Origin of the sequence: Kitasatospora sp. RG8 (assembly GCF_017813315.1) — a bacterium.
Taxonomy (GTDB): domain Bacteria; phylum Actinomycetota; class Actinomycetes; order Streptomycetales; family Streptomycetaceae; genus Kitasatospora.
The window spans coordinates 109,814-122,981 of record NZ_JAGIYX010000013.1 but is presented as its reverse complement, the minus strand read 5'-3'; the positions used below and the strand labels follow the sequence as shown (position 1 = coordinate 122,981).

The window sequence follows — 13,168 nt, the reverse complement described above, 5'->3', positions numbered from 1 at the left end:
TTCGGGGAAGTCGTGCGGGGGGCGGGGGAAGGTCGGGGGGAGGGGGCCGGTCGGGGGTGTCCGGGGGCGTGCGGGGGGAGCGGGGCGGGTTGTTACCGGCCCGGCGCCTCCGTTCATACGGGGGATGATGAGCGGAGGCACCGGGCCGGAGTCTCTGTGCGTCGCCCCGGTCAGAACTCCAGCCGGATGGGCTCGCCGATGGCGCGCATGTGGCGCAGCGCCTCCCGGTGGGACGCGATGAGCCCGGTCTGGTGGTAGGAGACTCCGAGTTCGGCGCAGTACTGCTCGGTGATGAGCTGGGCCTTGCGGAGGGCGGGGGTCGGCATGCTGGGGAAGAGGTGGTGCTCGATCTGGTAGTTGAGCCCGCCCATGAGGGCGTCGATGAACGCGCCGCCCTTCACGTTGCGGGAGGTCAGCACCTGGCGGCGGAGGAAGTCGAGCTGGTCCTCACTGGTGACCATCGTCATGCCCTTGTGGTTGGGGGCGAAGACGCTGCCGAGGTAGAGGCCGAACAGGGCCTGGTGGACGACGATGAAGGCGACGGCGAGGCCCGGCGGCAGGAGCAGGAAGAGCCCGCCCAGGTAGAGCACGAAGTGGGCGACGAGCAGGGTGCCCTCGACGACGGGGCGCTTCATGGTCGGCTTGTTGAGGGCGCGGAAGCTGTTGAAGCTGAGGTTGGGGCCTTCCAGCATGAGCAGCGGGAAGAACAGCCGCGACTGGTGCTTTCCGACGAACCTGGGGAGCCCCTTGGCGGCGCTGGCCTGGCGCTTCGACCAGACCAGGATGTCGGGCGAGACGTCCGGGTCCTTCTCCTCGTGGTTGGGGTTGGCGTGGTGGCGGTTGTGCTTGTTCATCCACCAGCCGTAGCTCATGCCCAGCAGGAGGTCGGCGACGAAGATGCCCCAGCCCTCGCTCGCCCGGCGGGAGGTGAAGACCTGCTTGTGCGCCAGGTCGTGGGCCACCAGGGCGATCTGGCCGAAGACCACGGACATGGCCGCGGCGACCAGCAGCTGCGCCCAGGAGTCGCCGAGGGCGACCACCGCGGCGACGCCACCCACGAGGGAGAGGCCCACCAGCGTGAACCGCACCGTGTAGTAGAGCGGTCGCCGGTCCAGCAGGCCGGCCTCCGAGATCCGGCGGGACAGGGCGGCGAAATCGCTGCCCGTCTCCCGGGTGTCCGGCACGGGCGACGCTGGCGTGACCAGGGCTTCGAACGTCATGAACGCCAGTCTGCTCATCCGGCGGAGCTGCCGTAATCCCGTTAACGCCCCTATTCGGGGTAGGGAGGACCCCACTGTCGGCGCCGCCCGCGAATAGGGGTTGGGGGGCCGGGGGGCCCTGCCTAGGCTCGCGGAACGGGGGGATCGCGAAGCGGAGGAGTCGGCGTGAGTCGCTTGCAGGACAAGGTGGTTGCCATCACGGGGGCGGCCCGGGGGCAGGGTCGCAGTCACGCGGTGCGCTGCGCCGAGGAGGGCGCCGACGTGATCGCCGTCGACCTCTGCGCGGACGTGGCGGCCACCGGCTATCCGGGTGCGACGCCCGAGGACCTGGCGGAGACGGTCCGGCTGGTGGAGAAGGCGGGCCGCCGGGCCTTCGCCCGCCGGGCCGACGTGCGTGACGGTGCCGCGGTCCGGGCGGCGTTCGCCGACGGCGTGGCGCAGCTCGGCCGGCTGGACGCGGTGGTCGCCAACGCGGGCATCATCGCGATCGGCGCCGACCGCGGGGTGGACGCCTTCACGGAGAGCGTGGACATCGACCTGTCCGGGGCGGTCAACACGGTGCACGCGGCGCTGCCGCACCTCGGCGCCGGCGGCTCGGTGGTCGTGATCGGCTCGGTGGCGGGGCTGCTGCCCGGGCAGGGCGAGAACCCGGGCGGCCCGGGGATGGCGGGCTACATGTTCGCCAAGCGCTGTCTGGTGGACTACGTGAACACGCTCGCCGTTCAGCTCGGTCCGTCGGGCCGCCGGATCAACGCGGTGCACTCGTCCCTGGTGTCCACGCCGATGATCCTGAACGAGCGGATGCACCAGGTGTTCCGCCCGGACCTCGACGCGCCGGGCCCGGAGGACGCCGTCCCGGTGTACGAGAGCCTCACCGCGCTGCCGGTCGGCTGCGTGGAGCCGTCCGACGTCTCGCACGCGGTCGTCTACCTGCTCTCCGACGAGTCCCGTTACGTCACCGGGCTCCAGCTCAAGGTCGACGGCGGACAGATCGTGAAGGCGGGCGTGGGCGCCTGACAGCGGCCGGCGCGGCCGGTACGTCCGGTGCGGGTGGCACGGCGCCGTCCCCCGGTGGCCGTACCGGGGTCCGACCCCGGGTCGGACGGTGGTCGGGGTGCCCGGCGGCGGCGGGCGGACCGCGCTTTCCGTCGGCAGGAGGAGTCTGTCGGCACGAGGGGTTCCGTTGCGGGAGCGAGGGGACGAGGGCGCGAGGGGGCGGACGGGAGGGCCGTCGGTGAGGACGGCCGGTCGACGGGGGAAACGGGCCCGCGGGCGGCGGTGTTCCCGGCCGGCCCGGTGTTGCGGAAGCGGAGTCGGCAATGGCCGAATCGCTGACGGTGAGTAGTCCGGAATCCGACCCACCGGCATGCCCGTCCGCCGGTGGCGGCGGGCCGGAACGGGTGGCGCCGGGCGGGCGGTGCGGCGGCGCGGGCCCGCGCCGGCACCCCTAGGGCCCCCTGGGGCCCGTCGGTGCGTTCCCGTTGCGGGTGCGGAGCCCGGGGCGTTCGCGGCTCGGGGCATCCGGTGGCCAATCCGGACATACTGCCGGACGTCGGGCCGGAACCCTCGGCGCTTCCGGTCCGGCACGACTTGCCAGGGCGTCGCGGCGGGAGGCAATCTGATGGCGACGCAGCGCAGTTGCCGGTTTCCGGTGACTGTCCAGCCCCGGATGCCCGTCCCCGGTTCCGGCGCGCGGGCGTCGGAACCGTCATTCCTCCCGCCGCCCGGTTCCGGGTGGCCCGGGTGGTGGCGGGCGGGGGGAACGGGACCACCGGCGCACTCGCACCGGTGGCGTCGGAAGTGTCGGAAGAACAGAAGAGCAGAGCGACGTCCGGCGTGCCGGACGCGACAGTGACCCGGACCAAGGCGTCGGCGGAGCGCCGCGGTACCGGCCGGCCCAGCACCGGGCCCGTGGGGGGATGGCGGCCAATGGGGGCCGGCGGCCCGCCGGCGGGCCGAGCCGATCCCTCGTCAGGGACGCGTTATGGTCTAGGCCGGTTTGTGATGCGGGTCACGGCATCCCCCCGCTGATCGGTGTAGAAACAATCACTGAGCGTGGCGGGGGAGTGGGTTTCAGGTGACGCCTGCCGGGAGCGGCCCGGTGGGGCGGTGACCGGGTGGGCTTGGCGGGTGCGTTGCGCCATGCCGTGCTCCTGGCCGTAAACCTGCGGGGAATGCTTGATTCGCTTAGGGGGAAAGCAATGTTTCTGGCCGATCGCTTAAAAGCCCTGGACACCCTGGACACCCTTCTCGCCGAATGCGCCGAGGGGAACGGGACGGTGGCGTTGGTCAGCGGGGCGCTCGGCAGCGGGAAGACCGAGCTGCTGAACGAATTCGCGGACCGGGCCGCCGACCGCGGCGCCCTGGTTCTGCGGGCGACCGGTGCCAAGGCGGAACAGGCCCTCCCGATGGGCGCGATGAGCCAGCTCCTCCAGGACCCGTCGCTGCCCGACGAGGTGGCCGACCGGGCGGCCGACCTGCTCCAGCTGGCGGGCAGGCCCACCGGTGCCGACGACCAGGCGGACGACCTGAACCGCCGCCCGGTCCCGGGGACGCGCGAGTTGTGCGCGCTGATCCTGGAGCTGGCCGCCGACCGTCCGGTGGTCATCGGCATCGACGACGTCCACTTCGTCGACGCGGCCTCCCTCCAGGTCGTGCTCTACCTCCGGCGCCGCATCCACTCCGCCCGCGTCCTGCTGGTGCTGAACGAGTGGTCGCGGCCCAGGCCCACCCGTCCGTTCTTCCACGCCGAGACGACCAGGCAGTCGCACCACCGCATCCGCCTCGACCCGCTCTCCCGGGACGGCGTCCGTGAACTCGCCGCCCACTGGCTGGGCCGGGAGACCGCGGACCGGGTCGCCGGCTGGGTCTACGGGCTGAGCGGCGGCAACCCGATGCTGGCCGGTGCGCTGGTCGAGGAGTGCCGCGAGCGCCAGGACGAGCTGGAGGACGACGGCTTCCGGGACGGCCCGCCCGGCTACGGCTTCGACCAGGCCGTCCGCGCCATCCTGCACCGCTGGGAGCCCGCGCTCCTCGAAGTGGCCCAGGGACAGGCGGTGCTGGGCGTCCACGCGTCGCCGGCGCTGATCGCCCGGCTGCTCGGGGTGATGCCGGAGCGCGCCGCCGAGATGCTGGACATCCTCGGCAGCGCGGGACTGCTCGGCCCTTCGGGTTTCCCCGCCCCGGTGGCCGCGGCCGTGCTCGGCAGCCTGGAGGCGGAGGACCGCTCCCAGCTCCACGCGCTCTGCGCCGAACTGCTCCACAAGCTGGGCTCCACCACGGCGGAGATCGCCCGGCATCTGCTCGCCGCCGACCGCGCCTCCGGCCGCTGGGCCATGGAGGTCCTGCGGGACGCCGCCGCCCAGGCCCTCGCCGGCAACGACGCCGAACACGCCACGGCCTGCCTCGAACTCGCCCTGGAGGCCTGCGTCAACGACGACGAGCGGCTCGCCATCACGGCGATGCTCGCCCGGGCCGCCTGGCGGATCAACCCGGCGACGATCCTCCCGCACCTCGACACGCTCCGCAGCGCGGTGCGGGCCGGCTTCCTCACCGGGCGCGACGCCGTCAACGTGATCCGGTACCTGCTCTGGCAGGGCGACATCGAGGGCGCGGGCGAGGTGTTCCAGACCCTCAGCGCCGTCGGCGACCTGGACGACGCCCAGCTCGCCGCCGAGCTCAGCCTCATCTTCATGGCGATGTGCGGCCCCTCGCAGGGCAGCCCGATGGAGGAGCGGACCGAGGTCACCGGCGGCCCCGAGGTCGGCGGCTCCTTCGGCAACCCCTGGTCGCGCGCCACCTCGACCCTCACCGACGTGCTCCAGCAGGAGTCGTCCGACGCGGCCGTCGTCAGCGCCGAGTACATCCTGCAGAGCTGCCTGCTCAGCGACAGCACCCTGGAGATCATCGCCTTCGCGCTGCTCGCGCTGCAGTTCGCCGGGCGCCCCGACCTCGCCACCGTCTGGTGCGACGGGCTGATCGACGAGGCGGTGCGCCGCCGGGCCAACACCTGGCAGGCCGTGCTCGGCAGCGTCCGGGCCGAGATCGCCTTCCGGCAGGGGGACCTGGCGATCGCCGAGGCGAAGGCCGAGGCGGCGTTCGGCCGGCTCCAGCCCAAGGGCTGGGGAGTCCTCATCGGGCTGCCGGTCTCCACGCTGGTCATGGTCAACACGGCGCTGAACCGTCACGAGAAGGCGGCGGAGCTGCTCAACCAGCTCGTCCCCGACGCCATGTTCGACACCGCCTTCGGAATGCTCTACCTCAGGGCCCGCGGCCACCACCACCTCGCGGTCGACCGGGCGCTCGCCGCGCTCAGCGACTTCCAGACCTGCGGGGAGAAGATGCAGCAGTGGAAGGCCGACGTGCCGTCGCTGCTGCCCTGGCGCAGCGACCTCGCCGAGGCCTACCTGCGGCTGGCCCGCCCCGAGGTGGCCCGTGAACTGATCGAGCGCCAGCTCGAACTGCCCGACGCCCAGGGGGCGGCGATCCGCGGCACCTCGCTGCGGGTCAAGGCCGCCGCCGAGGACATCAGCCAGCGGCCGAGGCTCCTGAAGAAGGCGGTCGAGCTGCTCCAGAGCTCCGGCAACCGGCTCGAACTGGTCCGGGCGCTCGCCGACCTGAGCTCGGCCTACCACCGCCTCGGCGACTTCGGCCGGGCCCGGGCCACCGGGCGGCGCGCCGTCCAGGAGGCCAAGCTCTGCCACGTCGACGCCGTGCCGCCGCAGCTCCTCGGGGACCTGCCGGGCGAGAACTTCGCGGCGGAGAAGGAGGAGCCGGAGGGCGTCAAGGACGCGGGGTCCACCGCGCTGAGCGACGCCGAGCGCCGGGTCGCCACGCTGGCCGCCGTCGGCCACAGCAACCGGGAGATCGCCCGCAAGCTCTACATCACCGTGAGCACGGTGGAGCAGCACCTCACCAGGATCTACCGCAAGCTCCAGGTGAGCCGGCGGGACGAACTCCTGGAGGGCCTCCAGCTGCGGCGGGAGCCGGACGAGCTGCTCGACGGCCGGGACGGCGCCCTGGGGCCGAACGGTCTGGCGGAGCGGGAGGCGTGAGGGGGAGGGCCGTGCCGGTGGCCGCCTGACGGTGGCGGCCCCGGCACGGAGAGAGGTGCCCGTCCCGGCGCGGGGGAAGCGGCCGGGAGGGCGGGCCGCCGTCAGGCGCCGGCCGTGCTGCGCACGTGGGCGCGGGCACGATCGGCGAGGATGCGGTTGACCTCGGCGGCGTGCGGGGCGAGGAAGAAGTGGCCGCCGTCGAAGACGGTCAGCTCGAACGGCCCGGTGGTGTGGTCGGCCCAGGAACGGCTCTCGTCCACGGTGACCTTCGGGTCCTTGTTCCCGACCAGGGCGTGGACCGGGCAGCTCAGGTCGGAGCCCGGGCGGTACTTGTAGGTCTCCGCGGCCCGGTAGTCGCTGCGGATCGCCGGGAGGATCATCCGGAGCAGTTCCTCGTCCCCGAGCACCCCCGGTTCCGTGCCGCTGAGCTCCTTCAACTCCCGCACCAGGCCCTCGTCGTCACGCTGGTGCACGTACTCGTCGCGGTGCCGGGACGGCGCGCGGCGGCCGGAGGCGACCAGGGCGACGGGGGTGATCCCCTCCCGCTCCAGCCGGCGGCCGACCTCGAAGGCCAGCGAGGCGCCCATGCTGTGCCCGAAGAGGACCAGCGGCAGGTCCGTCCACGGGCGGAGTTCGTCCACCAGGACGTCGGCCAGGTCGTGCAGGTCGCCGATGCCGGGTTCGTGGCGCCGGTCCTGGCGGCCCGGGTACTGCAGGGTGATCACGTCGACGGCCGGCGCCAGTGCCTGTGACAGCGGGAAATAGAACGAGGCCGAACCGCCTGCGTGCGGAAAACAGGCCAGCCGAACGGGGGCGTCGGCCGACGGGTGGAACCTGCGAATCCACGGACTGGCCACTCCCGCTGCCTCTCCCATGATTCCTGCGTCCTTTCCTGGGGTCGGGTGTTCCCGAGAAGCCGAGCTGTGAATTACGCTGCGGCCGGCGGTCCCGGTGACCGTCTTCCGTTGCAGGCTATTGGCGTCACCCGTGCGCGGCAAGGGACTTGGGAATCCACAGTGGTCGGCCCGGTTCGCGCGGCCCCGGAAGTCCCCCGCCATAGGGGCGGGTAGGGGCGGGTTAGGGGTGGGCGGGCCAGGGGCCGCCTGCGTAGCGTACGAATATATGCGCCGCTGGGTGTTATTCGTCATGTCCCGATTCCGGCGCCGCAAGCCGAATCGACATTTCCAGCACGCGAATTCCTGGCCGGACCAGTGAGGAGACGTTGGGTGGACAACGAGGAGAAGCTTCTCGACTACCTCAAGCGAGCGACAGCCGATCTTCGTGAAGCTCGACGGCGCCTGCGCGAGAACGAGCGCCGGGAGAATGAGCCGATTGCGATCGTCGGGATGAGCTGTCGCTTCCCGGGGGACGTCCGTTCGCCCGACGACCTCTGGCGGCTGGTCGACGCGGGCGCGGACGGCGTCACCGGCTTCCCGTCCGACCGCGGGTGGGACACCCAGGGCATCTACGACCCCGAGCCCGGCAAGCCCGGCCACACCTACGCGAAGACCGGCGGCTTCCTGCACGACGCGGCCGACTTCGACGCCGAGTTCTTCAGCATGGGCCCGCGCGAGGCACTGGCCACCGACCCGCAGCAGCGACTGCTGCTGGAGGTCTCCTGGGAGGCGATCGAGCGGGCCGGCATCGACCCGTCCTCGCTCAAGGGCAGCCAGACCGGTGTCTTCGCCGGCGTGATGTACCACGACTACGCCTCGCGCCTCAGCACCATCCCCGACGAGCTCCAGGGCTACATCGGCAACGGCAACACCGGCAGTGTCGTCTCCGGCCGGGTCGCCTACAGCCTGGGCCTGGAGGGTCCGGCGGTCTCCGTCGACACCGCGTGCTCCTCCTCGCTGGTCGCGCTGCACTGGGCGATCCAGGCACTGCGCAAGGGCGAGTGCACGATGGCCCTCGCGGGCGGCGTCACCGTGATGCCCACGCCCGAGACCTTCGTGGAGTTCAGCCAGCAGCGCGGGCTGGCCCCGGACGGCCGGATCAAGGCGTTCGCGGAGGCCGCGGACGGCACCGGCTGGGGCGAGGGCGTCGGCATGCTGCTCGTCGAGCGGCTGTCGGACGCGCGCCGGCTCGGGCACGAGGTCCTCGCGGTGGTGCGGGGCTCGGCGGTGAACCAGGACGGTGCGAGCAACGGCCTGACGGCGCCGAACGGTCCGTCGCAGCAGCGGGTGATCCGGGCGGCGCTGGCCAACGCGGGCCTGTCCACCGCGGACGTGGACGCCGTCGAGGCGCACGGCACGGGCACCACGCTGGGCGACCCGATCGAGGCGCAGGCGCTGCTCGCCACCTACGGCCAGGACCGTCCCGAGGGCAGCCCGCTCTGGCTGGGCTCGGTGAAGTCGAACCTCGGTCACACCCAGGCCGCGGCCGGCGTCGCCGGAATCATCAAGATGGTCCAGGCGATGCGCCACGGCGTGCTGCCGAAGACCCTGCACGTGGACGCGCCGTCCTCGCACGTGGACTGGACGGCGGGCGACGTCGAGCTGCTGGCCGAGGCCCGGCCGTGGGAGAAGGCGGACGGCGGGCTTCGCCGGGCCGGCGTCTCCTCGTTCGGCATCTCCGGCACCAACGCCCACGTGATCCTGGAGGAGGCCCCGGCGGCGGAGGAGGTCGTCGAGGAGCCGGGTACGGGCTGGCCGTCGGGTGTGCCGGTGCCGTGGGTGGTGTCGGGCCGGACGGAGGCCGCGCTGCGGGAACAGGCCGGACGGCTGCGGGAGTTCGCGGCCGGCACCGACGAGTCGCCGCTCGACCTCGGCTTCTCGCTGGCCTCCTCGCGTGCCGTCCTCGACCGGCGGGCCGTCGTCCTCGGCGGCAACCGGACCGAGCTGATGGTGGGGCTGGAGAAGCTCGCCGCGCGTGACGGCGCCGAGGTCGGCACCGGGCGCTCCGAGGGCAGGACGGCGTTCCTGTTCACCGGGCAGGGCAGCCAGCGGGTGGGGATGGGCGCCGAGTTGGCGTCGGTGTTCCCGGTGTTCGCGTCCGCGCTGGACGAGGTGTGCGGGCTGCTGGACGCCGAGTTGGGTGTTTCGCTGCGCGGGGTGATCGCGGGCGAGGGCGGTTCGCTGGACGACACGGTGTACACGCAGTCAACGCTGTTCGCCGTCGAGGTGGCGCTGTACCGCCTGGTCGAGTCGCTGGGGGTGCGGGCGGACTTCCTGGCCGGCCACTCGGTCGGCGAGATCGCGGCCGCCCACGTGGCCGGGGTGCTGTCGCTGGCCGACGCCTGCAAGTTGGTCGCCGCGCGCGGCCGGCTGATGCAGGCGCTGCCGGCCGGCGGCGTGATGGTCGCCGTCCGCGCCTCCGAGGCCGATGTGCTGCCGCTGCTGAAGGGCCACGAGGCCCAGGCGGGCATCGCGGCCGTCAACGGGCCTTCCTCCGTGGTGGTTTCGGGCGCAGAGAAGGCGGTCGGCGAGGTGGTCGCGCAGCTCACGGAGCGCGGCATCGCCTCCGTGCAGCTGACCGTCTCGCACGCGTTCCACTCGCCGCTGATGGAGCCGATGCTGGAGGAGTTCCGGGCGGTCGTCACCGGTCTGGAGTTCGCCGAGCCCAAGCTGGCGGTCGTCTCCAACGTGACCGGCCGGATCGCGGCCGGCGAGGAGCTGCGCGACCCCGAGTACTGGGTGCGTCACGTCCGCCAGGCCGTGCGCTTCGCCGACGGCGTCCGCGCCCTCGAAGAGGCGGGCGTGACCCGCTTCCTGGAGCTCGGCCCGGACGGAATCCTCACCGGCATGGCGCTGGGCTCCCTGGCCGAGCCCGACGACGCCCTGCTCGTGCCCGCCCTGCGCAAGGGCCGTGACGAGGTCCCGGCCCTGCTGGCCGCCCTGGCGGGCGTGTTCGAGGCCGGCGCGGACGTCGACTGGACGGCGCTGTTCACCGGCACCGGCGCCCGCCGCGTCGACCTGCCGACCTACGCGTTCCAGCACGAGCGCTTCTGGCTCGACGCCGGCCCCGCGACCGCCGGGGACGCGGCGGCCCACGGTCTGGCGGCGACCACGCACCCGCTGCTCAGCGCCGTGGTCGAACTCCCGGACTCCGACGGCGTGGTGCTCACCGGCCGGCTCGGACTGGACAGCCACCCCTGGCTGGCCGACCACGCGGTGTTCGGCACCGTCCTGCTGCCCGGCTCGGCCTTCGTGGAGATGGCCCTGCGGGGTGCCCAGGAGGTCGGTCGCGGGGTGGTCGAGGAGCTGACGATCGGCGCGCCGCTGGTGATCCCGGAGCGCGGTGGGATGCGGGTCCGGGTGGTCATCGGCGGGTCGGACGAGGCCGGCAAGCACACGCTGTCGGTGTACTCGCAGTCCGAGGACGCCGGGCCCGACTCCGCGTGGACCCGGCACGCCGAGGGCATCGTCGGGGACGAGGTCGAGGAGGGTGAGCTCTACGACCTGACGGCCTGGCCGCCGGAGGGCGCCGAGGAGGTGCCCGTCGAGGGCGCCTACGAGGGCCTGGTCGGCCGGGGCTACGGCTACGGACCGGTCTTCCAGGGCCTGCGGCGCGCCTGGATGCGCAACGGCCGCGAGGTCTTCGCCGAGATCACCCTGCCGCGCCAGTCCCGTGCGGACGGCGAGGTGTTCGGGCTCCACCCGGCGCTGCTGGACGCCTCGTTCCACGCCTCGCTGTTCATCGAGCCGGGCGGTCCGAGCGTGCCCCGGCTGCCGTTCTCCTGGCACGGCATCCGGCTGTTCGCCCCCGGGGTCACCACGATCCGGGTGCGCTGCGACTCCAACGGCCCGGACACCGCCCAGGTCGACATCGCCGACGCGACGGGTGCCCCGATCGCCGCGGTGCACCACCTGCTCGCGCCGCCGATCTCGGACGAGCAGCTGCGCGTCGCCCAGGCCGAGAACGTGGAGAACCTCTTCCGGCTGGGCTGGCAGTCGGCCGTGTTCGGCACCCCCGCCACCGGCGCCGTGCAGAACTGGGCGGTCGCCGGCCAGGTCGGCGACGCCTGGGCGCCGGTGGCCGGGCGGGCCGCCACCGGCTACCCGTCGGTGGCCGCGCTGGCCGCCGCCGTCGAGGACGGCGCGCCCGTCCCGGACGTGGTGCTGCTGCCCTGCCTGCCCGACCCGGCCGCCGAGGCCGGGGACGTGCCGGCCGAGCTGCGGGCCGTGGCCGGGCGGGTCCTGGCCGAGGTGCAGGCCTGGCTGGCCGAGGAGCGCTTCGCCTCCTCCCGCCTGGTCGTGGTGACCTCGGGCGCGGTGAGCGCGGGCGACACCGCGGTGGACGTGGTGACCGGGCCGGTCTGGGGCCTGGTCCGGTCCGTCCAGGCGGAGAGCCCGGACCGGCTGACGCTCATCGACTGGGACGGCCGGCGCGGCACGCTGGCCGCGCTGCGGTCCGCCGTCGAGTCGGGCGAGCCCGAGGCGGCCGTGCGGGCCGGGGCGGTCCTGCTGCCGCGGCTCGGACGCACCCCGGTGCCGGCCGAGGACGCCGGGACCGGCATCTTCGGGCCCGACGGCACGGTGCTGGTCACCGGCGGCACCGGCGGGCTCGGCGCCCTGGTGGCCCGTCACCTCGTGGTGCGGCACGGGGTGCGGCACCTGCTGCTGCTCAGCCGGCGCGGCGCCGCCGCCCCCGGCGCGGAGGAGCTGCGGGCGGCCCTGACCGAGGCGGGCGCCGAGACCGTCGCCATCGAGGCCTGCGACGTCTCGGACCGGGACGCCCTGGCGGCGGTGCTCGCCGCGGCCCCGGCCGGCCGGCCGCCGCTCAGCGGGGTCGTCCACACCGCGGGCATCGCGGACAACGGGACGATCGGCACCCAGACCCCCGAGCGGTTCGACGGGGTGCTGCGGCCGAAGGCCGACGCCGCGTGGCACCTGCACGAGCTGACCCGGGACCTCGGACTGAGCGCGTTCGTCCTGTTCTCCTCCTCGGCCGGGCTGCTGGTCGGCGGCGGGCAGGCCAACTACGCGACGGCGAACGTCTTCCTGGACGCGCTCGCCGAGCACCGGCGGGCGGCCGGACTGCCCGCCGTGTCGCTGGCCTGGGGGCTGTGGGCGTCCACGGACGGCATGGCCGGCCAGATGGGCGACGCCGACCTCCAGCGGATGAACCGGCTGGGCATGCCGCCCCTGGAGACCGAGGACGCGCTGCGCCTGTTCGACGCGGCGATCGCCTCCGGCGACCCGGTCCTGGTCCCGATCCGGCTGGACTTCGCGACCCTCGCCAACCGGACCGACGACCTGCCCACCGCCCTGCGCGGCATGGGCCGGGCCCCGACGCGCCGCCGCAACCGGCGGGCCGCCGCCGCGGTGGCCGCCCCCGACCGGGGCTTCGCCGCACGGCTGGCCGAGCTCTCCGAGGCCGACCGGGCCCGCCAGATCTCGGCGCTGGTGCGCGAGCACGTCGCCGGGGTGCTGGGCCACGCGTCCGCCGACTCGGTGGACCCGGACCGGGCGTTCAAGGACATGGGCTTCGACTCGCTGGCCGCGGTCGAGCTGCGCAACCTGCTGAACAAGGCCACCGGCCTGCGGCTGCCGACCACCCTGGTGTTCGACTTCCCCACGCCGGCCACCCTGGTCCAGCACCTGGGCGCCGCGCTGGCCCCGGCCGACGCCGCCCCCAAGTCGCTGGACGCGCAGCTCGAACTGCTGGAGGTCGCGCTGGCGCAGGCCGGTCCGGACGAGGACCATGCCGCCGTCACCGCCCGGCTCAAGGGCCTGCTGCGCCGCTGGACGGAGCAGCAGCCCGACGGGGACGGGACGGCCCAGCGGTTCGACGAGGCCACCGACGACGAGCTGTTCGACTTCCTCGACAACGAGCTCGGCATCGGCTGACCGGCTCCACCTCCCCTCCGGGCGTCCCCGGCCGCCACCCGGCGGCCGGGGACCCGGTCCGCCGCCCGCACGCCGGGACCCGGCCCGGGCCCCGGCCCCTCCC

At 73.8% G+C, this 13,168-nt stretch carries 5 protein-coding genes; 3 read left to right on the top strand and 2 right to left on the bottom strand.

Annotated elements, in window-relative coordinates:
* Positions 1–170: 170 nt before the first annotated feature.
* The gene (locus J5Y04_RS20575; RefSeq protein ID WP_209413546.1) at positions 171–1,220 is read right to left on the bottom strand and encodes an acyl-CoA desaturase; all 1,050 of its coding nucleotides are present in this window, start codon (positions 1,218–1,220) and stop codon (positions 171–173) included.
* A 165-nt stretch (positions 1,221–1,385) separates the two neighbouring features.
* On the opposite strand from J5Y04_RS20575, the gene J5Y04_RS20570 reads away from it, so the two are divergent.
* Together J5Y04_RS20570 and J5Y04_RS20565 are read left to right on the top strand one after the other, a co-directional pair.
* Positions 1,386–2,237, top strand: coding sequence for a mycofactocin-coupled SDR family oxidoreductase (locus J5Y04_RS20570; protein ID WP_209413545.1), 852 nt, complete (start codon positions 1,386–1,388; stop codon positions 2,235–2,237).
* Between the two features lie 1,184 nt (positions 2,238–3,421).
* Positions 3,422–6,274 carry a LuxR family transcriptional regulator gene (locus tag J5Y04_RS20565; protein ID WP_209413544.1) on the top strand — a complete coding sequence of 951 codons (2,853 nt, stop codon included), beginning with the start codon at positions 3,422–3,424 and terminating at the stop codon, positions 6,272–6,274.
* Between the two features lie 101 nt (positions 6,275–6,375).
* On the opposite strand, the gene J5Y04_RS20560 is transcribed toward J5Y04_RS20565, so the two are convergent.
* Positions 6,376–7,149 carry a thioesterase II family protein gene (locus J5Y04_RS20560; RefSeq protein ID WP_209413543.1) on the bottom strand — a complete coding sequence of 258 codons (774 nt, stop codon included), beginning with the start codon at positions 7,147–7,149 and terminating at the stop codon, positions 6,376–6,378.
* A 351-nt stretch (positions 7,150–7,500) separates the two neighbouring features.
* Between J5Y04_RS20560 and J5Y04_RS20555 the strand changes: the two genes are divergently transcribed.
* Entirely contained in the window at positions 7,501–13,065 is a 5,565-nt protein-coding gene (locus J5Y04_RS20555) for a type I polyketide synthase (RefSeq protein ID WP_209413542.1), read from the top strand.
* Positions 13,066–13,168: the final 103 nt, after the last annotated feature.